This is a genomic window from Streptomyces sp. NPDC107575 (genome assembly GCF_055657265.1).
On record NZ_JBVKBG010000007.1, the window covers coordinates 467,220 to 492,825 of the forward strand.

Genomic DNA, 25,606 nt, shown 5'->3' on the forward strand with positions numbered 1-25,606 from the left:
GGACCTACTGCCGGGTGCTCTGCATCGCGCTGAACTGCCCGGGACGCACGGTGGGCGCGATCAGGCGCGCCCACTCCGGGTCCTCGCGCCCCGGCAGCGTCCGGCCCCGCTCGGTCCAGGCCGTGATCATCGCCTGGTAGATCGGCGGGTTGTGCAGGCGCGGCTGGGGCGGCTGCGGGTGCGGCGGCTGGGGCGGCCGCGCCTGCTGCGGGCGGGGGAGCGGCTGCGGTCCCGCGGGCTGGAGGGCCGGGGGCTGCAGCGCCGGAGGCTGCGCGGCCGGGGGCTCGGAAGGCCGCGGGGGCTGTGCGGCCTGAGGGGTGCGCTGAACCTGTGACGTTTGCTGGGACTGCTGTTCCTGTGGCGTCTGCCGGCCCTGGGGAAGCGGGTGGGACGTGGGGGACTGCCGCTCCTGGTGAACCGATTCTGCTGTCACCGGTACGAGGATGCGCCTGCGTCGTCCCGTGGGCGCAGGTGCCGAGGTCTGCGTCGAGGTCATGTCCGTTCAACGAAAGAGGGACTGGCGAGGTCACTGGTTGACGAATTCGAGCGTCAGTTCACGACATCCCCGTACGCGTGGTGTCGGCCGGTCGAACGTCTGGCCAGCAACGCCGAGCTGACGTACCGTCAACTCCGCCGCCGGGCAGGCCGCACCCCTCCGGGCGACGCCAACCGCCGTGCTTTCAGGGAGGTTTGCCGTGTCCGCAGACGAGGCCGTCGACCGCCCGGTCGCCTTCGACGAGTACCCCGTCCACCAGGTGCCGCTGTCGATGAAGCACGTCGCCACCAGCGACCGCAACGCCTACGACCGCTGCATCTTCCATCTCGTCGACCCCGAGGGCCGGTTCCTGCTCATCCTCGGCCTCGGCGTCTACCCGAACCTGGGGGTGATCGACGCCTACGCCACTCTGCGCGTCGAAGACACCCTGCACGCGGTCCGCGCGTCCGACGCCCTGAGTGACGAGACGCGGATGAACATGCGGGTCGGCCCGCTGCAGATACTGGTCGAGCGCCCGCTCAAGGACTTCGTCCTCAGCTGCGCCGCCAATCCGGACGACCCCGACGGGCTCTCGTACGAGATCAACTGGAGCGCCGACTTCCCGGCCCTGTGGGAGCCGCACCACACCCAGCGCAAGGGGGCGCGGCTCACCCTGGAGGGCAAGCGGTTCGTGCAGGCCGGGCGGTGCGACGGGTGGCTGCGGATCGGCGGCCGGGAGACCCGGTTGGACGGCTGGACCGGCACCCGCGACCGGAGCTGGGGAGTGCGGCCGATACCGGGCGAGGACGGCGGGCGGCTCGCGCAGGAACTCCCCACCGAGGGATTTCACTGGATCTGGGCGCCCGTCCGCTTCGACGACCGCTTCCTCATGGTGATCACCCAGGAGGACGCCGACGGCTACCGCACCCTGAACGACGCCACGGTCGTCCGCGAGGGCCACCGCGACCGCCAACTCGGCTGGCCGCAGACCGACATCACCTACCGCCCCGGCACCCGCCACCCCGAGCGGGCGGTCATCCACCTCATGGACCCGGTCGACCGCAAACCGCTCGACGTGGGCGTCGAGATCCTCGCCTCCTCCCCGCTCGCCGTCGGCGCGGGCTACCCGCCGGCCGACGACTGGCAGCACGGGACCTGGCGCGGCCGCGACTGGTGCGAGCGGCTGACGTACGACCTGGCGGACCCGGCGGCCCACCCCCGGGCCGCGTACGGGGTCATCGACCACGCCGCCCGCTTCACCCTCGACGGGCAGGTCGGGCACGGCATCTTCGAGCACGGCTCCTTCGGCCGCCACGACCCCAGCGGCTTCACGGGTTTCGACTCGGTGGCCCCGGCTCCCGAACGGTCGTAACCACCCCTCACGGACAGGGAGTTCGACGATGGCGACAGCGCCCCGACAGCCCAGGCCCCGCACGTCCACCCGCGAGCCCGAGGAGATCGCCCGGCGCCTGACCGCGTGGCTCGGCCGCCGACTGCCAGGCGCGAAGGCGGTGAACGTCACCGTCCCCGAGTCCAACGGCATGTCGAGCGAAACCCTGCTCTTCGACATCGAGCACCCCGAACCGCCCGTGCGCGCCTGCGCGTTGCGACTGGCAGCGGACCCGTCGGCGTACACGATCTTTCCGGTGTACGACATGCCGCGCCAGTACCGGACGATGCGCCTCGCGGCCGAGCGCACCGGCCTTCCGGTGCCGCGCGTGCTGTGGCTGGAGGGGGACGCGGGGCCGCTCGGCGCCCCGTTCTTCGTCATGGAACGGGTGGCGGGCCGCGTGCCGCCCGACGTCATGCCCTATACGTACGAGGGGAACTGGCTGCACGAGGCGACCGACGACGAACGGGAACGCCTGGAGGACGCGAGCGTCCGGGTGCTCGCGCGGCTGCACGACGGCGTGCCGGCGGCCGAGGCGTCCTTCCTGGAACTGCCGGGGGAAGGGAGCCCGCTGCGCCGCCACGTCGACGCCCAACGCGCCTACTACGCATGGGTGGTTGAGGGCCGCAGTCCCTCGCCGCTCATCGAGAGCGCCTTCGCGCGCCTGGAGGAGCTGTGGCCGCGGGAGCCGGGCCCCTCGGTCCTCAACTGGGGCGACGCCCGCATCGGCAACATCATCTACGAACAGGACGGGTTCACGCCCGCCGCCGTCCTCGACTGGGAGATGGCCGCGCTCGCCCCGCGCGAGGTCGACCTCGGCTGGACGGTGTATCTGCACCGCTTCTTCCAGGACCTGACCGAGACCTTCGGGCAGCGGGGACTGCCGGACTTCCTGCGCCGCGACCGCGTCGAGGCCAGGTATGCCCGACTCACCGGCCACACCCCGCGCGACATGGACTTCTACACGCTCTACGCGGCCCTGCGGCACGCCGTCGTGATGCTCCGCGTCGCCCGCCGGCAGATCCACTTCGGCGAGGTCACCGAGCCCGCGGACCCGGACACGCTGATCCTGCACCACGACAGCTTGCGGGCCATGGTGCGGGGCAGCTACTGGGCCGACCGGTCGTAGCGGATCAGGCGGCGGCCCGGCGGTAGGGCTGGTCGGGCACCCGGATCGGGCGCGAGCCGGGGCCACCGGCGTGCGAGAACGGCTGCGTACGCCAGTCGAGCCCCTGAGGGAGCGTCAACAGGAGTGCGGCGTCCTGCTCCTGGGCGCCCACCAGGTCGTCCGTGGGCAGGGCGTCCGTGACGGTCCTGCCGCTGCCGACGCAGACGGTGAGCCCGAACGGGTCCCAGGGGGACGTGACATGGGCGTGCTCCGGCAGCACCTCCTCCTCCGCGAGGAGGGCGATGGCCTTGCCGCAGTCGGGGCAGGCCACCCGGTACATCTCGAACGTCTCGTATCCCGCGTCCCCCTCGGCGTCGAAGAGGTCGGGTTCGACGCCCTCCGGCTGGGGCTCGGCGATCGCCTGCTGGCGGCCGCGCGCGCCAGGACGTCCGGAACGCTTCACACTCTGCATGGGATTCTCCCCCTCGGGTGGGCCGGCCGCTGATGTCCATGAGTGGCGGCCTCGGCCACAGCAAGCATTTCCCGGCTCCTCGTCGAGGTAATCACTCCATGCCGGTGGACACGGCCCGAGGCCTGTGGTGTTCGTCACATGTCGAATGGACTTGCCCGTCCGGCGGTAGACGTATCGCCCATCTCGTTCCTTCAGGTATCCGTGAGGATCAAGGGGCGGGTAGGTTCAGCGGCATGGAGGAGCTCGACCGACAGATTGTGCAGCTGCTCGTCAAGGACGGGCGGATGAGCTACACCGACCTGGGCAAGGCCACGGGCCTGTCCACGTCCGCGGTGCACCAGCGGGTGCGCCGCCTCGAACAGCGCGGGGTGATCCGTGGCTACGCCGCGGTCGTCGACCCGGAGTCGGTCGGCCTGCCGCTCACCGCGTTCATCTCGGTGAAACCGTTCGACCCGAGCGCCCCCGACGACATCGCGGAGCGGCTCGCGGGCGTCCCCGAGATCGAGGCGTGCCACAGCGTGGCCGGCGACGAGAACTACATCCTCAAGGTCCGGGTCGAGACCCCCCACGAGCTGGAGAACCTCCTGGCCCGCGTCCGCTCCCTGGCAGGCGTCTCCACCCGCACGACGGTGGTCCTCTCCACGCCGTACGAGGCGCGGCCTCCGCGGGTTTAGGGGGCGGGCGGGGCCGGAGGGCGCGGCTGGGCCGGTACGAGGCCGCGCCACGGCCACCCGCCGGACTTTCGTCCGCCCGCCACCCATCTCCCACCCACCCGCCCCCTCCGGGGGCGTCGGCCCAACGGGGTACCGCCACCGCCTTCGGCAATCCGCCGCCGGAACGGCTCCCCCCCCCCACCTTACGGGCGACCGCACCCCCGCCTCGGGCGTGTGCCGAGGCCCGGCTCCCCACGCATCGCGGTCGACCGCCCCCGCCTCGGGCGTCTGCCGCCGCTACGCCTCCCCACCCGTGGCGCTGGGCCGCAACCGCCTTGGGCAATCTGCCGCCTGGGGCGGCAGGGTGGGCAAGGCGGCCCCCGGTGCCGCGCACCCATGACGACAGGCGCCGACCCCGGCAGAGGCCCCGGCCCCCGGTGCCGCGCCCCCATCACCGCCGGCGCCAACCCCGCCACAGCCCCCAAACCCCGGCACCGCCCACCCCCCTGCCACACCCCACCCCACGGACACGGGAAACTGTCACCATGAGCACGCCCCCCACCCCCCGCACCGTCCTCCTGCGCCGAGGCGAGATCCACAGCCCCGCCGACCCGTTCGCCACCGCGATGGTCGTGGAGGCCGGCCACGTCGCCTGGGTCGGCTCGGAGGGCGCCGCGGACGCGTTCACGGACGGCGTGGACGAGGTGATCGACCTCGACGGCGCCCTGGTGACCCCGGCGTTCACCGACGCCCACGTCCACACCACGTCGACCGGCCTCGCCCTGACCGGCCTCGACCTCACGGCCGCCCGCACCCGTACCGAGGCCCTGACCCTCGTACGGGAACACGCGGTCGCGAACCCCACCGACCGCGTCCTCCTCGGCCACGGCTGGGACGCCGCCCGCTGGCCCGACCGCACCCCCCTCACCCGCGCCGAGCTCGACGAGGCCACCGCGGGCCGCCCCGTGTACCTCTCCCGCATCGACGTGCACTCGGCCGCCGTCAGCACCGCCCTCCTCGACCTCGTCCCCGGCATCACGGACCGCCCCGGATTCGACGCGGAGAGCCCCCTCACCCGCGACGCCCACCACGCCGTCCGCGCCGCCGCCCTCGCCGCCGTGGGCCCCCAGCAACGTACGGAGGCCCAGCGCGCCGCCCTCCAGCACGCCGCCTCGCTCGGCATCGGCTCGGTCCACGAGTGCGCGGGCCCGGACATCTCCTCCGAGGACGACTTCACCGGCCTGCTCGACCTCGCCCGCTCCGAGCCGGGCCCGCGCGTCGCCGGCTACTGGGCGGACCGCGACATCCAACGCGCCCGCGCACTCGGCGCGCTGGGCGCCGCGGGCGACCTGTTCGTCGACGGCGCCCTCGGCTCCCACACGGCGTGCCTGCACGAGCCCTACGCGGACACCGCCGCCGCGCCGCACAACGGCACCGCCTACATGTCGGCCGAGGACATCGCCGCCCATGTGGTCGCCTGCACGGAGTCCGGCCTCCAGGCGGGCTTCCATGCCATCGGCGACGCCGCCGTCACCGCGGTGGTCGATGGCATGCGCGCCGCCGCCGAGCGGGTCGGCCTCGCGCGCGTACGCGCGGCCAGGCACCGTGTGGAGCACGCCGAGATGCTCACCCCCGAAACCGTCGCCGCCTTCGCCGAGTTCGGCCTCACCGCCTCCGTGCAGCCCGCCTTCGACGCCCTGTGGGGCGGCGAGGACGGCATGTACGCCGACCGCCTCGGCGTCGAGCGGGCGCGTACCCTCAACCCGTACGCGGCCCTACTGAAGGCCGGCGTCCCGCTCGCCTTCGGTTCCGACAGCCCGGTCACCCCGCTCGGCCCGTGGGGCACGATCCGCGCCGCCGCGTTCCACCGGACGCCCGAACACCGCGTCTCCGTACGCGCCGCGTTCACCGCCCACACGCGCGGGGGCTGGCGCGCCGTCGGTCGCGACGACGCGGGCATCCTCGTCCCGGGTGCCCCCGCCGACTACGCCGTCTGGCGCACGGACGAGCTGGTCGTGCAGGCCCCGGACGACCGGGTCGCCCGCTGGTCGACCGATCCGCGCTCCGGCACGCCCGGCCTGCCGGACCTCTCCCCGGGCGCCCAACTCCCTGTCTGCTTGCGGACGGTGGTCTTCGGTCAGACGGTCTTCGTACGGCCGGACGAGTGATAACCGGGGCGCCACGACTTCGATCTTGTCGCGGCACGGTCCCGTGCGACCTGCGAATCCTCCGCGCTGACCAGCGGAGTTCGCGGAGAGCCGCAGGTGGAACGCCTGTTGACAAGGCGCGGCGGTCGACGGGTAGGTTCGGCCGGGTCCACCACCTCCAGGCACGACCGGGGAAGTCCAGGCAGTCGTAGAACGCAGCTGGGTCAGGGGGTGGTGCGCCGCACCGGCGTACCACCACTGGGAGCCAGGCCCAGCGCCCGCGCCACGGGGCGCTGGAACGTTCCGGCCGGTCGGCCAGGTGCGACCCGGGTGGGGCCCGGGCGTTCAGTAGACAACGGCTTTAGGTCGACCCGCAGCCAGCGGGCCCCAGGTCGGCCCGAAGGACGCCCGGCCCCGATCCGCAGTATTCGCCGCTCCGCAGTGACCGGTTCCGTTACCGGCCCTCGTCGACTCATCCGGCTCACCCGGCTCATCCAGGGCGCCTTATCGGCGTGAACTGGGGTGCTCGCTATGGTGGTCCTCTTGTGGACGGAAGTTTTAAGGGGAAGCTGTGAGCGACGGCGGTGGGCGGAAGTTCGGCCCTCTGGGCACGACCTTGGTGATCATCCCGACCTACAACGAGGCGGAGAACATCAAGCCCGTCGTCGGCCGCGTCCGGGAGTCCGTGCCTGCCGCGCACGTCCTGATCGCCGACGACAACAGCCCCGACGGCACCGGCAAACTCGCCGATGAGCTGGCCGCTGAGGACGAGCAGGTGCACGTCCTGCACCGCACCGGCAAGGAGGGCCTGGGCGCCGCCTATCTGGCGGGCTTCGCCTGGGGCATGGAGCACGGCTACGGCGTCCTGGTCGAGATGGACGCCGACGGCTCGCACCAGCCCGAGGAGCTGCCCCGCCTGCTGACCGCGCTGAAGGGCGCCGACCTGGTCCTGGGCTCGCGCTGGGTGCCCGGCGGGCGCATCGTCAACTGGCCCAGGTCCCGCCAGTTCATCTCCCGCGGCGGCTCCACGTACTCGCGCCTCCTCCTGGACGTCCCGCTGCGCGACGTCACCGGGGGCTACCGCGCCTTCCGCCGGGAGACCCTGGAGGGCCTCGGCCTCGACGAGGTCGCTTCGCAGGGCTACTGCTTCCAGGTCGACCTGGCCCGGCGGGCGGTGCGGGAGGGCTATCACGTGGTCGAGGTCCCCATCACCTTCGTCGAGCGCGTGCGGGGGGACTCCAAGATGAGCAAGGACATCGTCGTGGAGGCGCTGTGGCGGGTCACCACGTGGGGTGTGGGCGCGCGGGTGGACAAGGTCCTGGGGCGCAAGCACGGCGATCGCTGAGAGCGATCTTGATCCCCCGCTTACGCCAATCGCATCCGACCCCAGGCAAACTGGGGGCATGACCACTGGCACTCCGCCTCGTAATCCGTCCACCGGAGCCCGGCGCTCCCGGCTCCGCAGGTATCTGCCGCTCGCTGTCGCGGCCTGGATGGTCCTGGAGATCTGGCTGCTCACGGTGGTGGCGGGCGCGATCGGCGGCTTCACGCTCGGCATCCTGCTGGTGGCCGGCATCGTGTTCGGTTCCGTGGTGATGAAGTCCGCGGGGCGCCGCGCGTTCAAGAACCTCACCGAGACGCTGCAGCGCCAGCAGAGCGGCTCTCCCGAGGCCTCCAAGGCCCCTGAGCAGCGCTCGCAGGGCAATGGCCTGCTGATGCTCGCCGGGCTCCTCCTGATGATCCCTGGGCTGATCTCGGACGCTCTCGGCCTGCTGCTGCTCGTACCGCCGCTGCGCACGGCGCTGAGCCGGTACACCGAGCGCAAGGTCGAGCGCAGCATGGGCGCGACTGCGGGGCAGAGCCCGTTCGGTGACGCGTTCCAGCAGGCCCGCATGCGGCAGTCCGGCGGCACCGTGATCCAGGGCGAGGTCATCAGGGACGACGAGCGTCCGGGCCCGCGCGGGGACGACAACACGGACCCGCGGCCGCCGCTCACGCCCTGACGCGACGGGCCCACGACGAACGGCCGGGGCCGGACACACGGTGTGTGTCCGGCCCCGGCCGTTGTGCTGCGGTGTGCCTCTGGGATCAGGCGGACTTGCGGCCGCTGTTGTCCCGCGGGTGCACCGCGATGTTCATCGCGCCCGAACGCAGAACTGCCAGACGCTCCTCGAGGACCTCTTCGAGCTCCTCACGGGTGCGCCGCTCCATCAGCATGTCCCAATGCGTACGAGCCGGCTTGCCCTTCTTCTCCTCAGGGCCGTCACCGTCCACGAGAAGTGCCTGGGCCCCGCAGACCTTGCACTCCCACTCCGGCGGAATTTCGGCCTCCACCGAGAAGGGCATCTCAAAGCGATGTCCCTTCTCGCATGCGTACTCCACGGCCTGGCGCGGAGCCAGGTCGATGCCGCGGTCCGTCTCGTAGCTGGTCACTACGAGGCGTGTGCCGCGAAGAGCTCGCTCACTCATGAATCGTGCCTCCCGGGCTTGTCGCCCACAGGACAGGTGTCGCTGTCGTCGTCATCCGGTCAACGTCCGGTCGGCGGTAAAGATTCCCGGTTTCCGGGTCATGCGTCGCCGTCGTAGCCGCCCCTTGTTGTACCCACCGGTGACCGGTTTGTCACATCTCACGCAGGATGTCACCTGGCGTTTCGCGATCTAGACGTGCAGTAACGGTACGCCTGGCAGGCCAACCGCGTACACTACCGGGATTTGCCTTCAGGTGCTAAATCCGGGCCGGTACGGAATTGCCCGCGTCGCGCACCGCCCGATGAACCGGAACCCGCGCGAGCAGGACAAAACCGATCACGAAGAAGGCCACAAGGGACACGATCGCGTCGCGATAACTCCCGGTCAGCTGGTACGCGAGCCCGAACACCAGGGGCCCCACCCAGCTCATCCCGCGGTCGCTCATCTCGTACGCGGAGAAGTACTCGGCCTCCTTCCCGGCCGGCACGAGATGCGAGAACAGCGAGCGGGACAGCGCCTGGGTGCCGCCCAGGACGAGCCCGATTCCGGCGGCCAGCGCGAAGAACCACGCGGGCGCCCCGGCGGGCAGGAAGTAGCCGGCCCCGATCGTCACCGTCCACGCCACGAGGGAGCCGAGGATCGTGCGCTTGGCGCCGTACGCGCGCGCGAGGCGGCCCATCGCGAGCGCCCCGGCCACCGCCAGGAGCTGCACGAGGAGCACCGCCACGATCAGCGTCGACTGGCCGAGCCCCAGCTCCTCGGAGCCGTAGACGGAGGCCTGCGAGATCACCGTCTGCACGCCGTCGTTGTAGACCAGGTAGGCGAGGAGGAAGGAGAGCGTCAGCGGGTGGCGGCGCATGTCCTTCACCGTGGCCAGGAGCTGCCGCGGTCCTGAGGCCGTACCGCCGGGAGTGGGCTGCGTGCGCCGGTCGCGCAGGCGGCGTAGCGGCACCACGGTGAACGCGCCCCACCAGACGCCCGCCGACGCCAGGCAGATGCGCACCGCCGTCGACTCGGAGACACCGAAGGTGTCGTGGGCCGTGTACAGCACCAGGTTCGTCAGTAGAACCAGGGCGCCAGAGGCGTAGCCGAAGGCCCAGCCGCGCGAGGAGACCGCGTCGCGCTCCTCCGGAGGGGCGATCTGCGGCAGGTAGGAGTTGTAGAGCACCATCGAGACGGCGAGCGAGGAGTTCGCGACGACGAGGAGCAGGCCGCCCAGCAGATAGCGGTCGCCGTCCAGGAAGAACATCCCGGCCGTCGCCGCCGCGCCTATGTAGGCGCAGAGCGCGAGCAGCGGCTTCTTGCGGCCCGTACGGTCCGCCGCCGCGCCCGCGAGGGGCATCACGAAGATCGACAGGATCACCGAAAGGGAGACCGAGTACGCGAAGAAGGATCCCGCGCGGACCGGGATGCCCAGGGGGTGCACAAAGCCCTCAGGGTCGGCCGCGGCCTTCGCGACCGAGGTCAGGTACGGCCCGAGGAACACCGTCAGGACGCTGGTCGAATAGACCGAGCACGCCCAGTCGTAGAAGTACCAGCCGCGCTGCTCGCGTTTGCGCTCGGCGGGGGTCGAAGCCCCCGGCGGCGTCTCCCGCGCGATCTCGGTGCCCACCCGTGTCCCCTTGCCGTCCCCGCCCACGGCGCCGCGGGGTGGCGGTCAGACCCACGTCCCCCGGTCCTTGAGGACGTCCCGCAGCGTCTCGATGTGATCGGAAACTATGCCATCGACCCCGAGGTCGAGAAGTCGCCGCATCTCCTGCTCGTCGTTCACCGTCCACGCGTGGACCTGCAGCCCGCGCGCGTGGGCTGCCTGTACGAAGCGGTGGTCGATCACCCGGACCGGGCCGTGCGCCACCGGCACCTGGGCGCAGACCGCGGAGCGGCGCAGCGTGGTCGGAACCCCGTACGAGCGAAGGCGCAGGCCCAGTACGCCCCGGGTGCCGTACGACGTGGCGAGGCGGGGTCCCGCGACGGCCTGCGCGCGGGCGACGCGCGCCTCCGAGAAGGAGCCGACGCAGACGCGGTCCCACGCGCGCGTGCGGCGCAGCAGGTCGAGGAGCGGTACGAGCGCGGGCTCCGCCTTGACGTCCACGTTCCAGCGCACGTCCGGGAACGACTCCAGCAGCTCTTCGAAGAGCGGCACCGGTTCGGTGCCCGCCACGCGCGCGTGGCGCACCGTCGACCACGGCAGGTCGGCGATCCGGCCGGCGCCGTCGGTGACCCGGTCAAGGGTGGCGTCGTGGAAGGCGACGAGGCGCCCGTCGGACGTCGCGTGGACATCGGTCTCGATGTACCGGTAGCCGAGGTCGACCGCGCGGCGGAACGCGGCGACGGTGTTCTCCAGGCCGTCCGCCGCCCCGCCCCGGTGGGCGAGGGCGAGCGGCCCCGGATGGTCGAGGTAGGGATGGCGTACGCGCGAGGTCACCGTCGCAGTATGGCCCGCCGCCATGTGCCCACGGCGACCACCGTGGAACCGGCGGGCGACGCGGGGACGGCGAAGAAGCGCAGGAAGAACTGCGCCAGCGGGCCGATCGCCAGGGCGTACAGGACCGTGCCGACGCCGATCGTGCCGCCGAGCAGGAAGCCGCTCGCCACGACGGCGACCTCGATGACCGTGCGCATCAGGCGGATCGAGCGGCCGGTGCGCTGGTGGAGCCCCGTCATCAGGCCGTCGCGCGGCCCGGGGCCGAACTTCGCCGCGATGTAGAGGCCGGTCGCCGCGCCGTTGAGCACGATGCCCGCCAGCATCAACGGGATGCGCACTCCGTAGGAGTGCGCATCGGGGACGATCGCCAGGGTGCCGTCGATCGCGAGGCCCACCACGAAGACGTTCGAGACGGTGCCGAGGCCAGGCCGCTGCCGCAGCGGGATCCACAGGAGCAGCACGATCGCGCCCGCGATGATCGACACGACGCCGATGGAGATGCCCGTCAGCTCGGCGAGCCCCTGGTGCAGCACGCCCCAGGGCTCCAGGCCGAGCCCCGCCTCCACGAGGAGCGCCGAACTGGCGCCGTACAGCGCGAGACCTGCGTAGAGCTGCACGAGGCGGCGGACGAGCGGGCCGCCGGGCGACGGAGCGGACGGTGACGCGGACAAGGTGAGCCCCTCTGTGGTGGTAGTGGCCTGACGCATGACACTCTGTGGCGTGGAATCGGATGCCAACCATGGCCAATTCGAGGAAGGTGGACTGGCTCGCATGGCCCAGTGGACTTCGGCGATCGGCTCGACCCAGCTCGCCCGGCTGCTCACCTCGCAGCAGCCGCGCCCCGCGGGCACCCGCCGCCCGCCCGCCTACCGCGCCCTCGCCGACGGCATCCGCCTCCTCGTCCTGGAGGGCCGCGTCCCGGTGGCCACACGGCTGCCTGCCGAGCGCGAACTGGCCCAGGCACTCTCGGTGAGCCGCACCACGGTCGCGGCCGCCTACGAGGCGCTGCGCGGCGAAGGGTTCCTGGAGTCCCGCAGGGGAGCGGGCAGCTGGACCGCCGTGCCCGCCGGGAACCCGCTCCCCGCGCGCGGCCTGGAACCCCTGCCGCCCGAGGCCCTCGGCTCCATGATCGACCTCGGCACGGCGGCCTTGCCCGCCCCCGAGCCGTGGCTGACCCGCGCGGTCCAGGGCGCACTCGAAGAACTCCCGCCGTACGCCCACACCCACGGCGACTACCCGGCGGGGCTGCCCGCGCTGCGCACGATGATCGCCGAGCGGTACACCGCGCAGGGCATCCCGACCATGCCCGAACAGATCATGGTCACGACCGGCGCGATGGGCGCCATCGACGCGATCTGCCACCTCTTCGCGGGCCGCGGGGAGCGCGTGGCGGTGGAATCACCGTCGTACGCCAACATCCTTCAACTGATGCGCGAGGCGGGCCTCCGGCTCGTCCCTGTCGCCATGGCCGACGGGCTCCAGGGGTGGGACCTCGACCGCTGGCGGCAGGTGCTGCGCGAGGCGGCGCCGCGGCTCGCCTACGTAGTCGCCGATTTCCACAATCCGACGGGCGCGCTCGCCGACGAGGAGCAGCGCCGCTCGCTGGTGGACTCCGCGCGCGCGGCGGGCACGGTGCTCGTGGTCGACGAGACGATGACCGAGCTGCATCTCGATGCCGACCTCGACATGCCGCGCCGCGTCTGCGCGTTCGACCCCGCGGGCTCCACGGTGGTCACGGTCGGCTCGGCCAGCAAGGCGTTCTGGGCGGGCATGCGGATCGGCTGGGTGCGGGCCGCGCCCGACGTCATCCGCAGCCTGGTCGCCGCGCGCGCGTACGCGGACCTCGGCACCCCGGTCCTGGAGCAGCTGGCGGTGAACTGGCTGCTGAACACCGGGGGCTGGGAGGAGGCCGTCGCGCTGCGGCGCGGGCAGGCGCGCGAGAACCGGGACGCGCTCGTGACCGCTCTGCGGCGGGAGCTGGCCGACTGGGAGTTCGACGTGCCGAGCGGGGGCCTCACCCTGTGGGTGAAGGCCGGCGGCCTGTCGGGATCGCGCCTCGCCGAGCTGGGCGAGCGGGTCGGGGTGCGCGTCCCCTCCGGTCCTCGCTTCGGCGTCGACGGGGCCTTCGAGGGGTACGTGCGGCTGCCGTTCACCGTGGGCGGCGCCGTGGCCGACGAGGCGGCGGCGCGGCTCGCGGCGGCGGCGCAGCTGGTGAGGGACGGTCAGGGTGCGGGCGGGGACGTGCCGCGCACCCTGATCGCGTAAGGCCCGAGAGACAAGCGCGAGGTCAGCGCTGGGAGAGGGCCTCGGCCTCGTCGGGGACCGCCTCGACCGGCGTCTCGACGGTCGCGTCCGCCGGCGTGCTGCGCTCGGGCAGGAGCGCCGTGACCGCCTGCCGGTGCGCCTCGCTCGTCGCGTCGTCGTACGGGTCCGGGGTGGCGGGGACCTGGAGGCGGTGCACCGGGCCGTTGCCCAGGCGGGCGTAGCCGCGGCCCGCCGGGATGTCGGCGGTCGGCGTCGTCTGCGGCACGGTGCCGAGCACGTCCCGCAGCTCCTCCGGGGCGGCGGGACCGAGCACCACACGCGCGCGGGTGTGCTGGCGGACCGGGTCGATCAGGGCGTCGAGGCTGTCGAACTGCTCGGCCACGACGACCGTCACGCCGGCCGCGCGACCGTGCCGCAGTGGCACCTGGAGCAGCGTCTGCGGGTCCTTGCGGCCGTCCGCCGCGGCGAGGTGGCCCAGCGCGCTGGGCCGGTCGAGGAGGATCCACAGCGGGCGCTTGATGTCGTCCGGGGTGGGATGCCCGGCCTGGCGCGCCCGGTTCGCGGCGATCAGCCGGCGCTCCGTCTCGTGCGCCGCCCATTCGAGGCTGGTCAGCGCGCCGGCGAGCCCGCACTCCACGGCGAGCACACCGGAGCGGCCGACCAGGCACGCGTAGTCGCCCGTCCCGCTGCCCTCGACGATCAGTACGTCGCCGTGCCGCAGGGCCTGCAGCGCGACGGAGCGCAGGAAGGACGTCGTGCCGCTGCCCGGCTGCCCCGCGACCAGCAGGTGCGGCTCGGTGGAGCGGACGCCGGTGCGCCACACGACGGGCGGCACGTCCCGCTCCTCCTCGCCCGCCATGACCGGCAGGGTGCGCTGGACGCCCGTCCCGTCGGTGAAGCCGAGCACGGTCTCACCGGGTGAGGTGACGAAGGGCTGGGCCGCGATGTCCGTGGGCAGCGGGTCGAGCACGGTCACCGACAGGTGGTTGCCCTCCTCGTCCCACGCGAAGTGGTACTCGCGGTCCCGGCCGAGCTTGGCGTGCAGCAGCTGCTCGATCCGGGCCCGCGAGGCCGCTTCCCCGTCCGTGAAGTAGGCGGGGTAGCGGATGTCGATCCGGTCGACCCGGCCGTCGCCGTCGAAGTCGAACGTCTCGAAGGCCTTCTCCCAGTCGCCCCCGTGCGCGTACAGCGGGCTCGGGTCGTCGGCGACGGAGAAGTACGGCACGAGCGCCTCGTAGAGGGACGAGAGGCGCTGTACCTGCGAATCGTCGGGGCCGGTCTGCTCCGGCGGCTTCGGATCGCGCCCCTTCCATGCGGCCGCCGCCATCAGGGTGATGAGCGCCAGCAGCGGACCGTACGGAATGAACACCACGACCAGGACGACGGCGGCCACCAGGAAGAGCAGCGGTCCGCGCCGCTCCTTGGGGGTGTCCGCCCACTTGTGCCGCCCGGCAGCGGCCAGGCGGCGCAGTCCACGGCTGACCGTGATGAGGGGGTGGAGTACGTCGGTGGCACCGTCGGCGGCCGTCCGAGCCATGTCCCGGCTCCGGGCGATCGTGGCGCTGCCGTTGCTCAGAATGCGGGGGAGTGGGCGCCTGGCCACGTCGTTCTCCTGGTGGTGTGTGCGGGTGAGTGGTCCGTCAGAACTTGATCCCGCCGAGCAGGCTGGCGAGGCTCTGGCCGCCCGCCTTGATGCTCGGGGCGATGGCCGTGCCCGCCAAGTAGAAGCCGAAGAGGGCGCAGACCAGTGCGTGCGATGCCTTCAGGCCGTCCTTGCGGAAGAACAAGAAGACGATGATGCCGAGCAGCACGACGCCCGAGATGGACAGGATCATGAGGGTTCTCCTGGTTGATGGGGACAGTCACCATGAGTTCTTCCAGGCTCACAGCATGTATCTATACGACAAAAGGTGCAAATGGGTGGAAATTTGTTGTTTTCACCCGTTCGCGAGTCGCTGCTGATCCGCTCGAGCGTGCTGCCGGACGGTCGTCCGCACTCTCCGTGATCTTTGCCTCGGTGGGGTCGGGCCATGTGCCCGACCGGGCAGTACCCTGTCGATTCACTCGTACGGCTGCACAGCCGTACCGGCACGTATGAGAAAGGCGGTCCGCCCGATGAGCGAAGCCCCCGACCCGGAGGTCGTGGAGCTGGCCACCAAGATCTTCGACCTCGCGCGACGCGGCGAGACGGAGGCTCTGGTGGGCTATGTAGACGCGGGGGTTCCGGCGAACCTCACGAACGACCGGGGCGACACGCTCGTCATGCTCGCCGCCTACCACGGGCACACCGAGGCGGTACGCGCCCTCCTGGAGCGCGGCGCCGACGCCAACCTCGCCAACGACAAGGGCCAGACCCCGCTCGCGGGCGCCGTCTTCAAGGGCGCCGACGGCGTGATCGGCGCGCTCCTCGACGGGGGCGCCGACCCGACCGCGGGGACCCCTTCGGCGGTCGACACGGCTCGGATGTTCGGCAAGACGGAGCTCGTCGACCTCTTCGGTGCCTCCTGACACACTGGCTCTGACCAGGCAAAACGGGGGTACGGGAAATGTGGTCGCGGTGTGCTCCGCCGCTGGGTCATGATGACGGCGTGATTTACGGACGCGAGGCCGGGGCAGGTGGTGCCCACGTGCAGAGCGGGCCGTGAACGGCCCGGTTCCGGGCCTTGGACGAGAGGCAGAGAAATGGGTAGCAGCAAGCAAGAGACGGCGGGCGCTCCGACGTGTTGTCGCGTGGCCAGGTAGGTGAGCATCCCGGTTGCGTCGACGCTTGATGTGAGGCTGTTTCCCATGTTCGAACCGGTCATAGCGCCCAGCGGTACGCTGCTCGGCCTGCTGCAGCGGGGCCGCGGCGACGGCACGCTGCACGCGCTGACGGCGCCGCGTGCCGAGGCGCTCGCGGCCATCAATCACTGTGTGCTGAGCGACCCCCGCCACGACTGGCAGGTGGAGAACCGCTCGCTCTACTACGCCCGGCTCTACGTCGACCTCCACGGCGAGCTCGACGAGATCGAGCGGCACCTCTTCGACCCGGAGGACCTCCTCGACCCCGAGGAGTCGCGCACGGGCCTGGCGCTCGCCGTCCTCGGCCACCTCGCCTCCTACGACAGGCAGGACGCCCTGGAGCTGCTGCGCAGGTACGCCGCCGTGGGCGGCAACTGGGCCTGGGCGCTCGACGAGCTGGCCCTGCGCGACGACGACGCGGGCCTGCGCGCGCTCGCCGAGCCGGTCCTCGCCCGCTTCCCCGCGGACGCCGAGGCCGAGCTCGCCGCCGTCGTGCGCGACGCCTTCGAGCCGCGACCCTGGCGCCTGTGGGCCGAGGACCCGCGCCCACATGTGGGGGCACGCGTGCGTGCCGCGCAGGAAGTCGGCTCCTTCGACCGCTGGCAGCGCCAGATGCGGCCGGCCGGCCCGCGCCCCGAGTGGAGCGTGCAGGCCGTCTTCGACTGGGCGCAGGAGGGCTTCGAGCGGGGCGCCGTCCTGTACGTGCCCGCCGCCCGCTGCCTGACCGCCGTGGCGGGTCCCGAGGACCACGCCCTGATCGTGCGGGCCGCGCAGGACGGGACCGACGGGGCCCGCTGCACCGCCCTTCGCTACCTCGCCGACATGCACGACCCGGCCGTGCTCGATCTCATCGAGGCGGCCGTGGAGGCGCCCTCCCGCGCCGTCGTGGACGCCGCCCTCGACGCCTTCGAGCGGATGAGCGGCGTCACCGTCGTGCAGCGGGCCCGGCAGTGGGCCCCCCGGCCCGACGCGCTCGGCGCCGCCGCCGGACGCATCCTCGCCTGCAGAGGCGGCGCCCAGGACGGCGAACTCGTCCTCGCCTCCCTACGGGAGGCAGTACGCGGCGACGGCCCCGACGACCCCACCCTCTGGCCGCTCGTCGACGGCGCGGGACGCCTCGGCATCGGCTGCGCCGCCCCCGTGCTGCGGCACATCTACCGCGAGACGGCCTCCTCCCACCTGCGCGGCCGCGCCGCCCGCGCGCTCGCCGTCACCGATCCCTCCTTCGCCGCCGGGTTCGCCGTCGAGTGCCTGTGGGACTGCGAGGAGAGCACCCGCGAGGTCGCCGCGCGGCATGCCGAGACGGGCGACGCCCGCGTCGTCGACCAGCTGCGTCGCCTCGCCGCCGACCCGGCCGAGGAGGACGAGGTGCAGACCGCGGTCCGCAGTCGCATCGGCCCGGACGCGACGGCCCTGTGACGCGCTGACGTACAGGAGGCGGCCCCGTGGGACGGGGCCGCCTCCTGCTGTTTCCCCGGACGTCGAGGGGCGGCTGAAGCTCACGGACCGTTCCTCGCCAGGAAAGATCCACTTTGACGTGAGCACGTCCGGCGGGGCGACAAAGCCCGTATGCGTGTCGTCATCGTGACCGAGTCCTTCCCTCCCGACATCAACGGTGTGGCGCACTGCGCCCTGCAGACCGCGCGGCACCTCGCCGCCCGCGGCCACGACCCCCTCGTCGTCGCCCCCGCCACCCCCGACGGTCCCGAGGCGGACGCGGCGGCGCCCTGCCCCGTCGTCCGGGTGCCGTCCCTCCCGCTGCCCGGCTACCCGCAGGTCCGGGTAGCGCTGCCGGGGCGCCGCCTCGCCCAGACCGTGGCCGCGCACCGGGCCGAACTCGTCCACCTGGCCAGCCCGTTCGTCCTCGGCATGCGCGGCATGGCGGCCGCGACCCGGCAGCACGTGCCCGCCGTGGCCGTCTACCAGACCGACCTGGCGGGCTACGCGCGCACCTACGTAGGGGCGGGGGAGGGCGCGGCCTGGCGGCGGATCCGCTCCGTGCACGCCGCCGCCGACCGGACGCTGGCGCCCTCCACCGCCGCACGGCGCGACCTGGAGGCGCACGGGGTGCCGCGGGTGCGGCTGTGGCCGCGCGGGGTCGACGCCGTGCGGTTCCGGCCGGAGCGGCGCTGCGAGCTGCTCCGCGCCGACCTGGCGCCGCGCGGGGAGCTCCTCGTCGGATACGTGGGGCGGCTCGCCCCGGAGAAGCACGTCGAGCTGCTCGCGCGGGTGACGGGCCTGGAAGGGGTGCGGGTCGTCGTGGTGGGCGACGGGCCGAGCGAGGCCTCCCTGCGCGGCGCACTGCCCGGCGCGGTCTTCCTGGGGCGTCGCACCGGGGACGAACTCGCCCGGGTCTTCGCCTCGTTGGACGTGTTCGTGCACACCGGTCCCTACGAAACGTTCTGCCAGACCGTGCAGGAGGCCATGGCGAGCGCTGTACCGGTGATCGCCCCGGCGGCCGGCGGGCCGCTCGACCTCGTCGCGCACGGCAGGACCGGGCTGCTCGTGCCGCCGGGCGACGCGGAGGCGCTGCGCGACGCCGTGTGGGCGCTCGCCGGTGACCCCGCGCTGCGCGCCGCGTACGGGAGCGCAGGGCGCGCGGCGGTGGCCGGGCGCAGCTGGGAGGCCGTGGGCGACCTGCTGGTCGAGCACTACGCGGAAGTCCTGCACGCGCGGTCGGCCGGGGCAGGGGCGGTGGCGGCATGAGCGGGCGACTGCGGATCGTACGGATCGCGAACTTCGTCGCACCCGCATCCGGCGGCCTGCGGACCGCGCTGCGCGAGCTGGGCGCGGGCTATCTGGCGGCAGGGCACGAGCCGGTGCTGATCGTGCCGGGGGAGCGCCCGTCGGACATGGAGACGCCTCAAGGGCGGGTCATTACGTTGCCGGGGGCGCCGCTGCCCGCGAGCGGCGGCTACCGCGTCCTGACCGACCGGCAGCGCGTGGCACGGACGTTGGAACGGCTGGGCCCCGACCGGCTGGAGGTGTCGGACCGGACGACCCTGCGCTGGACCGGCGAGTGGGCACGCCGCGCGCGGGTGCCCGCCGTGATGGTGTCCCACGAGACCGCCCACGGAGTGCTGCGCACGTGGGGCCTGCCCGAGCGCGCCGCGCGGTGGGCCGCCGACGTGCTCAACGTCCGTACGGCGCACGCCTACACGCGCGTGGTGTGCACCACGGAGTGGGCCGAGCGGGAGTTCGTGCGGATCGGTGCGCGCAACGTGGTACGGGCCCCGCTCGGCGTCGATCTCGTGCGGTGCCGACCGGGGGAGCGGGACGCGGAGGTACGCGCGCGGCACGCGCGCGTGGACGAGGTGCTGCTCTTCATGTGCACTCGGCTCTCCGTGGAGAAGCGGCCGGGCATCGGCCTCGACACGGTGGAGCGGCTGCACCGGTCCGGCGTGCCCGTCCGGCTTGTCGTGGCGGGGGACGGGCCGCTGCGGTCGCGGCTCGAACAACGCGCGCGGGTGCGGCGGTTGCGGGTCGAGTTCCTCGGGCACGTCGCCGACCCGGCCGCGCTGGCCGCCCTGCAGGCCACGGCCGACGTGTGCCTGGCGCCGGGGCCCGCCGAGACCTTCGGGCTCGCCGCCCTCGAGGCGCTGGCCTGCGGGACACCGGTCGTCGTCAGCGCTTCCTCGGCGCTGCCCGAAGTGGTCGGCGCGGCCGGAGCGGTGGCGGAGGACAGCGGCGCGGCGTTCGCGGCCGCCGTCCGGGACGTGCTCGGGCGGCCCCTGTGGCAGCGCAGGGCGCGGGCACGCGCGCGTGCCGAGTGCTTCGGATGGGACGCCGCCGTGGCCGCCTTCCTGGCAGCGCACGACGCCCCCGCCCGGGTGCCGCTCCGGGGCGCGGCATGAAGGCGCTCAGGTTCGCCGCGCTCGGCGACTCGCTCACCGAAGGCGTCGGCGATCCCGTCGGCGACGGCTGGCGGGGCTGGGCCGCGCTGCTCTCCGACGGACTGCCGCCAGCCGAAGTGCCCGTGGAGTTCCGCAACTTCGCGACCAGCGGGGCGCAGACCTCCGACGTGCTCGTGCGGCAGCTGCCGCGTGCGCTGGAGTTCGCGCCCGATGTCGCGTCCGTCGTGGTCGGCGTCAACGACACCCTGCGGGCCGCCTTCGACGTCCAGGCCGTCGCCGCCCGCCTCGACACCGTGTACGGGGCACTCACCCGGCGGGGCGCCCTCCTGCTCACGGCCTGCCTGCCGGACCCCGGAAGCCTGTTGGGCCTGCCGGGCGCCCTGGCGCGTCCCCTCGCGCGCCGCCAGGGCGCGGTCAACTCCGTGGTCCACGCCCTGTCCGAACGCCACGGAGCCGTCCATCTGCACGCCGCCGACGCCCACTGGGCGGCCGACCGCACCCTGTGGAGCGCGGACCGGCTGCACCCCGGTGAGCGGGGGCACCGCCAGTTCGCGGCCCGCTTCCACGCCGCGCTCGCCGCCGCGGGGGAGGCGCTCGGCCCGGCGCCCGACGTCGAGCCGGAGCGGCCGGGGTCGACCCGTGCCGCGGGCCTGTGGTGGCTCGCCACTGCGGGCACCGGCTGGGTCGCGCGGCGCTGCGCCGATCTGCTGCCCGGACTCCTCGTGCTCGCCGCGGAGGAGGTGCGGCACGGCATGCGGGGCACCGGCGCCCGGCTCGACCTGCGGGCCTCGGCCGGTGTCGCGGCGGCACTCGCCTCGGTCTCCGGTCTGGAGGTGCCGCTCGGGGCTTGCGATCATGTGGCTGGAGTCGCGGGAGCGGCCCCGGACACGAGCCGGCCGTGCGAGGTCTGCGCCTGACCGGGAAGGTCCCGCACCGCCTACGCACCATAGGAGTTGAGACATGGCCCTCGACATCGCCGCCGTCCGCGCACAGATCCCCGCCCTGAAGTCGGGCACGGCCCGGTTCGACGCTCCGGGCGGCACCCAGGCCCCCGGCCCGGTCATCGACGCCATGGCCGCCGCGCTCAGCAGCCCGCTGGCGAACCGAGGGCAGACCACCGAGGGTGAGCGCAACGCGGACGGCATCGTCGTCGAGGCCCGCGCGGCGCTGGCCGACCTGCTCGGCACCACGCCCGGGACGATCGTGTTCGGGCGCAGCGCCACACAGCTCGTCTACGACCTGTCCCGGATGCTCGCCAAGACCTGGCGCCCCGGCGACGAGGTGGTCGTGACCCGGCTCGACCACGACTCCAACATCCGCCCGTGGATCCAGGCGGCCGAGGCGGTGGGCGCCACCGTACGGTGGGCCGACTTCGACCCGGAGACGGGGGAGCTGCGGCCCGAGCACCTGGAAGCGGTGCTCTCGGAACGTACCCGCCTGGTGGCCGTGACCGCCGCCTCCAACCTGATAGGCACGCGCCCCGACCTGCCGGCCCTGGCCGCCCTCACCCACGAGGCGGGCGGGCTGTTCCACGTGGACGCGGTGCACTACGCCTCGCATGCCGCGGTCGACCTGGCGGCGCTCAGCGCGGACACGCTGGTCTGCTCGCCGTACAAGTTCCTCGGCCCGCACCTGGGCGTCCTCACCGGCCGCGCCGAACTGCTGGACTCCTTGCGCCCTGACAAGCTGCTGCCGTCCAGCGATGCCGTCCCGGAGCGCTTCGAACTCGGCACGCTTCCGTACGAGTTGCTGGCCGGCGCGCGGGCCGCCGTGGACTTCCTCGCGGACCTCGGCGCGGGGTCGGACGGCAGTCGCAGGGAACGCCTCGTCGCCTCCTTCGCGGCACTGGAGGAGCACGAGGACGCGTTGCGGCAGCGCATGGAGCAAGGCCTCGCGGACCTCGGTGGAATCACCCGGTACTCGCGCGCGGAGCGGCGCACCCCGACCCTCCTGTTCACCGTGGAGGGCCACAGCCCGGCCGAGATCTCCCGGCGGCTCGCCGACCACGGCATCGACGCCCCCGCCGGTTCCTTCTACGCGCTGGAGGCTTCGCGGCGGCTCGGCCTCGGGGACGCGGGCGGGATCCGGGTGGGCCTCGCCCCCTACAGCAGCGCGGAGGACGTGGACCGGCTGCTCACGGCGCTGGAGGCGGTCGTGTCCTGAGGCGCCGCGGCCCTTCGCGGCTCTCGTTGAACGATCCGGCGATACCGACGTTGTCTCGTTCCCGGAACTGCGCTTGAATTCGGCCGTGGCCATGGACGAACTCAACGCTCTCGCGGACGACCGCGCGCTGCTGGGGCGCACCAGCACCGCGGAGCGCGTCGCGGACATCCTGCGGAACCGGATCGCGGAGGGCTACTTCCCACCCGGGACGCGGCTGTCGGAGGACAGCATCGGAGGCGCCCTCGGGGTGTCGCGCAACACGCTCCGTGAGTCGTTCCGGCTGCTCACGCACGAGCGGCTGCTCGAACACCGGCTGAACCGCGGGGTCTTCGTGCGCGTCCTGAGCGTCGACGACGTCGAGGACATCTACCGGACCCGGCACATGGTCGAGTGCGCCGTCGTGCGGTCCCTGGGAGACCCGCCGTACGCGCTCGACCGCGTCGCGGAGGCCGTCGCGGACGGGCATCGGGCGGCCGAGCGGCGCGAGTGGAAGGGCGTCTCGACCGCCAACATCCACTTCCACCGCGAACTCGTCGCCCTGGCGCGCAGCGAGCGCACCGACGAACTGATGCGCAGCGTCCTGGCCGAGCTCCGGCTGGCCTTCCACGTCGTGGACGACCCGCGGCGCCTCCACGAGCCGTACCTGGCGCGCAACCTGGAACTCGTGGAGATGCTGCGCGAGGGGCGCAGGGACACGGCCGAGACACTGCTCGGCGCCTACCTCGACGACTCCCGCGAGGGGCTCGTCGAGGCCTACCGCCAGCGGATGCCGCAGGACGGATAGCGGCCCGTCGGGGCCCGTGACGGGCGGGCCCGAAAGCCGTCGCATCTGCGCCGTTTCGACCGTTGTCAGACCCAGCGCATACCCTGTGCTCCGTGACTTCGCCTGCCAGCACGGAATCCGTTCCGCCCCAGCTCAGCGCGGGGCCGCGCCCCGCACCGGGCCCGGCCGCCGACGAGGGGCTCGCGCGGCGGCTCCGCGCGCTCGCGTGCACCGCGCCGCTGCACGACCTGGACGTGCGCAAGGCCAACCTCGCGGGCGAGTACTCGACGTACGGGATGGCGGAGGTGGCGCTGTCCGCCATCGACCTCGTCACCCTGAACATGGACTTCGACACGGGCGCCGACCACGAGCAGATAGTGGCCAGGCTCGTCCCCCGCATCGCCGCCCAGGCCCCGCAGCGGCCCACCGCCGAGCACGAGCGGGTGGCCCGCTGGGTCCTGGAGAACCTGATCAACGTCGGCAGCGTCGACCGCGGCTTCCGCGCCGTGTACGGCACGTTCGCGCCCGACGGCTCCTATGTACGGCGTGACTACGACTTCAAGCTGATCGAGGAAGTCCCCGGCTACGGCGGCAGCGTCTATCTCCGCACGACGGACGAGGCGGTGAACGTGCTGGTGGGTGCCCTCGACACCGACGTCACCAGCGCGCAGATCGCCGCCGAGGTCAAGCTGGAGGTGCTCATCAGCCGCGGCCGGCTCGCGGACGCGCAGCTCGCCGCCGAGCAGGCCAGGTACCGGACCGTGCAGTACTCGGAGACGCTCCGCAAGGCGCTGGATGCGACGCGGCGCAATGTGCGCGCCGTCGACTGGCTGAAGGCCGTGCCCGACATGATCGCCGAGGCGCTCGACCACGTGGCGGACCGCTACCGGCACGAGAACGCGATCCTGACCAACATCCGCAAGGCGCGGGACGAGTCGGAGGACCAGGAGCACAAGCGCCGCGCCGCCGAGCTCGTCGACATCGTCAAGGACTGCATCCGCCGGCACACGCTGCTGCAGTCGCGCCTGCTGGAGGCCGGTCCGCTGTTCCGCGCCGAGCAGGACCGGCAGGCCTTCACGACGCCCTCCGCGCGCGTGGGGCTCGACCTGTACGGGCAGCTGCTCGCGCCGCTGCTGCCGCTCCCGGTGGAGAGCGCGAGCAGGGTGACGGACGCGTTCTTCGCGCGCGGCACCGGGCTGCGTACGCCCGTGTCCGTCCGCGTCGGCGACCTGGTCGACATACTGCTCACGCCGCCGCAGGAGCGCGAGCACCTCGGCGCGGAGATGCCCGAGCCGGACCTCATCGCCACGCCGGACGACAGCCGGTTCAGCGAGGAGCAGCTCGCCGGCGCCATGGAGCTGCTCGACCTGCCGTCGGACGCGCCGCGCCGGCTGTCGGGGCTGCTCGCGGACGCCCGTGAGCGCGATGCCGAACTGCCGTACCTGGTGGCCCTGTTGGCGGTGCACGCCGCGAGCCCGCCGGTCGGCACCGCCTACCGCCAGGGCGAGGAGAAGCTGCTGTTCGCCGTGGACGACGGCACCGAGCTGGACGACCCGGAGTTCGGCGGCGCCGACCTCATCGTCGGCACGGCGCTGCTCGACGCGGTCGGGATGGCCGCGGGCCGGACGGAGGCCGCGTGATGCCGACCCACGCCCCCACAGAAGACGTAGAACACGCAGGACATGCAAATCACGCAGGACATGCAGGACACGCAGAACCCCTGAAGGAGCACCACCCGTGACCGAGTACGCCGAAGAGCACGCCGAATGGGGCGAGCCCGACGCTTCGGGCTCGGCCAGGGCCCAGGCGCCCGTCACCCCGGCCGACGCCGCGGACGCGGCCCGGCTCGTCTCCTTCGGCCTCCAGCCGAAGCTGCAGCCCTCCCGTGACCAGGAGTACGGCGAACTGCTGCGTCGCTACCGCGAGGACCCGCCCTTCGCGCGGCTCGCCGACGCGGTCGCCACCGGGCTCGGACTCGTCGTCCTGGAGGTGTCCCCGCGCGCGGGGATGGCCGTCACCGCCGCCGAGGACTCCGTGTTCGCGGTCCGTATGGGCGACTACGCGCGCAAGGCCGCCGCCGACTCCACCGACCGCTTCCTGCACGGCCTCGCCCATCTCGCGGTCGCCGCGCTCGCCTTCCCGCGCCCCGAGGACCTCGCCGACGACGGCTACATCGGCCGCGTGAGTGTCAACGGCGTGGATGCGTTCGTCCGGCAGGCCTGCCGCAAGCTGGAGGAGCGGGCCGAGGAGACCGGCGAGAACACCGACCCGGCCACGGAGGCCCCCGGACTCGAGGCCGCCTGGCGGATCTGGGCGCGGCGCAGCTCCACGGGCGCCACCAAGGACACGCGCCGGCTCGCCAGTTCGACGACCGGCATCGTCGGCAAGGCCGTCGCGTTCCTCACCGACTCCGGCTTCCTGCAGAGAACCGGGGACGACTCGGGCGGCACGTACCGCACCACCGCCCGCTACCAGCTCCAGGTCCGCGACATGGCCGGCACGGCCGCGATGGCGGAACTCCTCGAGCTGGGCGTCGTTCCCGTCACGGACGGGTCCGCGAGCCTGGTGCCGCCGATGGACGAGGACGCGACCGAGCTCGCCGCCGACGCGGGCCTGCCGTTCCACTCCTGACCTTCTTGAA

The 25,606-nt window shown here is 73.1% G+C and carries 24 protein-coding genes; 16 read left to right on the plus strand and 8 right to left on the minus strand.

Annotated features, from left to right (window positions below; all coding sequences use genetic code 11):
* Positions 1 to 4: 4 nt before the first annotated feature.
* Entirely contained in the window at positions 5 to 433 is a 429-nt protein-coding gene (locus tag ACZ7L4_RS34570) for a hypothetical protein (protein ID WP_472108743.1), read from the minus strand.
* Positions 434 to 695: 262 nt separating this feature from the next.
* Here ACZ7L4_RS34570 and ACZ7L4_RS34575 point away from each other — a divergent pair, with 262 nt between their 5' ends.
* Together ACZ7L4_RS34575 and ACZ7L4_RS34580 are read left to right on the plus strand one after the other, a co-directional pair.
* Entirely contained in the window at positions 696 to 1,847 is a 1,152-nt protein-coding gene (locus ACZ7L4_RS34575) for an Rv3169 family protein (RefSeq protein WP_472108744.1), read from the plus strand.
* A gap of 28 nt (positions 1,848 to 1,875) precedes the next feature.
* Entirely contained in the window at positions 1,876 to 2,994 is a 1,119-nt protein-coding gene (locus ACZ7L4_RS34580) for a phosphotransferase family protein (protein WP_472108745.1), read from the plus strand.
* A gap of 4 nt (positions 2,995 to 2,998) precedes the next feature.
* Here the strand turns inward: ACZ7L4_RS34580 and ACZ7L4_RS34585 are convergent, their stop codons facing one another.
* A complete protein-coding gene (locus tag ACZ7L4_RS34585) occupies positions 2,999 to 3,445 on the minus strand; it encodes a hypothetical protein (RefSeq protein ID WP_472108746.1) in 447 nt (148 codons plus the stop codon).
* 233 nt (positions 3,446 to 3,678) lie between these two features.
* On the opposite strand from ACZ7L4_RS34585, the gene ACZ7L4_RS34590 reads away from it, so the two are divergent.
* The 4 genes from ACZ7L4_RS34590 (at position 3,679) to fxsA (ending at position 8,248) form a co-directional block, all read left to right on the plus strand.
* Entirely contained in the window at positions 3,679 to 4,119 is a 441-nt protein-coding gene (locus ACZ7L4_RS34590) for an Lrp/AsnC family transcriptional regulator (RefSeq protein ID WP_327664359.1), read from the plus strand.
* A 524-nt stretch (positions 4,120 to 4,643) separates the two neighbouring features.
* Positions 4,644 to 6,266, plus strand: coding sequence for an amidohydrolase (locus ACZ7L4_RS34595; protein ID WP_472108748.1), 1,623 nt, complete (start codon positions 4,644 to 4,646; stop codon positions 6,264 to 6,266).
* A 550-nt stretch (positions 6,267 to 6,816) separates the two neighbouring features.
* On the plus strand, positions 6,817 to 7,590 hold the full coding sequence (locus tag ACZ7L4_RS34600) for a polyprenol monophosphomannose synthase (RefSeq protein WP_472108749.1): 774 nt from the start codon (positions 6,817 to 6,819) through the stop codon (positions 7,588 to 7,590).
* 58 nt (positions 7,591 to 7,648) lie between these two features.
* Positions 7,649 to 8,248, plus strand: a complete 600-nt coding sequence (gene fxsA, locus ACZ7L4_RS34605) for an FxsA family membrane protein (protein ID WP_472108750.1) — start codon at positions 7,649 to 7,651, stop codon at positions 8,246 to 8,248.
* Positions 8,249 to 8,333: 85 nt separating this feature from the next.
* Here the strand turns inward: fxsA and ACZ7L4_RS34610 are convergent, their stop codons facing one another.
* The 4 genes from ACZ7L4_RS34610 to yczE form a co-directional block, all read right to left on the minus strand.
* Positions 8,334 to 8,714, minus strand: a complete 381-nt coding sequence (locus ACZ7L4_RS34610) for an RNA polymerase-binding protein RbpA (protein WP_266721963.1) — start codon at positions 8,712 to 8,714, stop codon at positions 8,334 to 8,336.
* A 256-nt stretch (positions 8,715 to 8,970) separates the two neighbouring features.
* Positions 8,971 to 10,326 (minus strand): MFS transporter, encoded by a 1,356-nt coding sequence (locus ACZ7L4_RS34615; protein WP_472108752.1) that lies wholly within the window; start codon positions 10,324 to 10,326, stop codon positions 8,971 to 8,973.
* Between the two features lie 45 nt (positions 10,327 to 10,371).
* A complete protein-coding gene (locus ACZ7L4_RS34620; RefSeq protein ID WP_472108753.1) occupies positions 10,372 to 11,139 on the minus strand; it encodes a glycerophosphodiester phosphodiesterase in 768 nt (255 codons plus the stop codon).
* Positions 11,136 to 11,846, minus strand: coding sequence for a membrane protein YczE (gene yczE / locus ACZ7L4_RS34625; protein WP_472108755.1), 711 nt, complete (start codon positions 11,844 to 11,846; stop codon positions 11,136 to 11,138). The genes ACZ7L4_RS34620 and yczE overlap by 4 nt, the downstream gene beginning before the upstream one ends.
* Positions 11,847 to 11,910: 64 nt before the next feature.
* On the opposite strand from yczE, the gene ACZ7L4_RS34630 reads away from it, so the two are divergent.
* Positions 11,911 to 13,404: an SCO1417 family PLP biosynthesis transcription factor gene (locus ACZ7L4_RS34630; protein ID WP_472108756.1), complete on the plus strand. Its 1,494-nt coding sequence runs from the start codon at positions 11,911 to 11,913 to the stop codon at positions 13,402 to 13,404.
* A gap of 22 nt (positions 13,405 to 13,426) precedes the next feature.
* On the opposite strand, the gene ACZ7L4_RS34635 is transcribed toward ACZ7L4_RS34630, so the two are convergent.
* A complete protein-coding gene (locus ACZ7L4_RS34635; RefSeq protein ID WP_472108758.1) occupies positions 13,427 to 15,007 on the minus strand; it encodes a hypothetical protein in 1,581 nt (526 codons plus the stop codon).
* Positions 15,008 to 15,044: 37 nt separating this feature from the next.
* Positions 15,045 to 15,239: a hypothetical protein gene (locus ACZ7L4_RS34640; RefSeq protein WP_266598445.1), complete on the minus strand. Its 195-nt coding sequence runs from the start codon at positions 15,237 to 15,239 to the stop codon at positions 15,045 to 15,047.
* A 280-nt stretch (positions 15,240 to 15,519) separates the two neighbouring features.
* Here ACZ7L4_RS34640 and ACZ7L4_RS34645 point away from each other — a divergent pair, with 280 nt between their 5' ends.
* From ACZ7L4_RS34645 to ACZ7L4_RS34685, 9 genes are all read left to right on the plus strand, one after another.
* Positions 15,520 to 15,912, plus strand: a complete 393-nt coding sequence (locus ACZ7L4_RS34645) for an ankyrin repeat domain-containing protein (RefSeq protein WP_450814520.1) — start codon at positions 15,520 to 15,522, stop codon at positions 15,910 to 15,912.
* A 279-nt stretch (positions 15,913 to 16,191) separates the two neighbouring features.
* A complete protein-coding gene (locus tag ACZ7L4_RS34650) occupies positions 16,192 to 17,604 on the plus strand; it encodes a HEAT repeat domain-containing protein (RefSeq protein ID WP_472108760.1) in 1,413 nt (470 codons plus the stop codon).
* Positions 17,605 to 17,754: 150 nt separating this feature from the next.
* Positions 17,755 to 18,891, plus strand: coding sequence for a glycosyltransferase family 4 protein (locus ACZ7L4_RS34655; protein WP_472108761.1), 1,137 nt, complete (start codon positions 17,755 to 17,757; stop codon positions 18,889 to 18,891).
* Entirely contained in the window at positions 18,888 to 20,039 is a 1,152-nt protein-coding gene (locus ACZ7L4_RS34660; protein WP_472108763.1) for a glycosyltransferase, read from the plus strand. Before ACZ7L4_RS34655 ends, ACZ7L4_RS34660 begins: the two co-directional genes overlap by 4 nt.
* Positions 20,036 to 20,956 carry an SGNH/GDSL hydrolase family protein gene (locus tag ACZ7L4_RS34665; protein ID WP_472108764.1) on the plus strand — a complete coding sequence of 307 codons (921 nt, stop codon included), beginning with the start codon at positions 20,036 to 20,038 and terminating at the stop codon, positions 20,954 to 20,956. Before ACZ7L4_RS34660 ends, ACZ7L4_RS34665 begins: the two co-directional genes overlap by 4 nt.
* A gap of 43 nt (positions 20,957 to 20,999) precedes the next feature.
* Positions 21,000 to 22,202: a cysteine desulfurase-like protein gene (locus ACZ7L4_RS34670; RefSeq protein WP_472108766.1), complete on the plus strand. Its 1,203-nt coding sequence runs from the start codon at positions 21,000 to 21,002 to the stop codon at positions 22,200 to 22,202.
* Between the two features lie 91 nt (positions 22,203 to 22,293).
* A complete protein-coding gene (locus tag ACZ7L4_RS34675; protein ID WP_472108832.1) occupies positions 22,294 to 22,986 on the plus strand; it encodes a GntR family transcriptional regulator in 693 nt (230 codons plus the stop codon).
* A 92-nt stretch (positions 22,987 to 23,078) separates the two neighbouring features.
* Complete coding sequence (locus tag ACZ7L4_RS34680) at positions 23,079 to 24,605, plus strand: hypothetical protein (RefSeq protein ID WP_472108768.1); 1,527 nt, start codon at positions 23,079 to 23,081, stop codon at positions 24,603 to 24,605.
* A 97-nt stretch (positions 24,606 to 24,702) separates the two neighbouring features.
* Entirely contained in the window at positions 24,703 to 25,596 is an 894-nt protein-coding gene (locus ACZ7L4_RS34685; RefSeq protein WP_399235228.1) for a hypothetical protein, read from the plus strand.
* Positions 25,597 to 25,606 lie beyond the last annotated feature (10 nt).

Excerpts from the sequence above, each read along its gene's own strand:
- ACZ7L4_RS34580 (WP_472108745.1), top strand. The coding sequence starts at position 1,876 with ATGGCGACAGCGCCCCGACAGCCCAGGCCCCGCACGTCCACCCGCGAG.
- ACZ7L4_RS34585 (WP_472108746.1), bottom strand. The coding sequence starts at position 3,445 with ATGCAGAGTGTGAAGCGTTCCGGACGTCCTGGCGCGCGCGGCCGCCAG.
- ACZ7L4_RS34590 (WP_327664359.1), top strand. The coding sequence starts at position 3,679 with ATGGAGGAGCTCGACCGACAGATTGTGCAGCTGCTCGTCAAGGACGGG.
- ACZ7L4_RS34595 (WP_472108748.1), top strand. The coding sequence starts at position 4,644 with ATGAGCACGCCCCCCACCCCCCGCACCGTCCTCCTGCGCCGAGGCGAG.
- fxsA (WP_472108750.1), top strand. The coding sequence starts at position 7,649 with ATGACCACTGGCACTCCGCCTCGTAATCCGTCCACCGGAGCCCGGCGC.
- ACZ7L4_RS34610 (WP_266721963.1), bottom strand. The coding sequence starts at position 8,714 with ATGAGTGAGCGAGCTCTTCGCGGCACACGCCTCGTAGTGACCAGCTAC.
- yczE (WP_472108755.1), bottom strand. The coding sequence starts at position 11,846 with ATGCGTCAGGCCACTACCACCACAGAGGGGCTCACCTTGTCCGCGTCA.
- ACZ7L4_RS34630 (WP_472108756.1), top strand. The coding sequence starts at position 11,911 with ATGGCCCAGTGGACTTCGGCGATCGGCTCGACCCAGCTCGCCCGGCTG.
- ACZ7L4_RS34640 (WP_266598445.1), bottom strand. The coding sequence starts at position 15,239 with ATGATCCTGTCCATCTCGGGCGTCGTGCTGCTCGGCATCATCGTCTTC.
- ACZ7L4_RS34645 (WP_450814520.1), top strand. The coding sequence starts at position 15,520 with ATGAGCGAAGCCCCCGACCCGGAGGTCGTGGAGCTGGCCACCAAGATC.
- ACZ7L4_RS34650 (WP_472108760.1), top strand. The coding sequence starts at position 16,192 with ATGTTCGAACCGGTCATAGCGCCCAGCGGTACGCTGCTCGGCCTGCTG.
- ACZ7L4_RS34655 (WP_472108761.1), top strand. The coding sequence starts at position 17,755 with ATGCGTGTCGTCATCGTGACCGAGTCCTTCCCTCCCGACATCAACGGT.
- ACZ7L4_RS34660 (WP_472108763.1), top strand. The coding sequence starts at position 18,888 with ATGAGCGGGCGACTGCGGATCGTACGGATCGCGAACTTCGTCGCACCC.
- ACZ7L4_RS34665 (WP_472108764.1), top strand. The coding sequence starts at position 20,036 with ATGAAGGCGCTCAGGTTCGCCGCGCTCGGCGACTCGCTCACCGAAGGC.
- ACZ7L4_RS34670 (WP_472108766.1), top strand. The coding sequence starts at position 21,000 with ATGGCCCTCGACATCGCCGCCGTCCGCGCACAGATCCCCGCCCTGAAG.
- ACZ7L4_RS34675 (WP_472108832.1), top strand. The coding sequence starts at position 22,294 with ATGGACGAACTCAACGCTCTCGCGGACGACCGCGCGCTGCTGGGGCGC.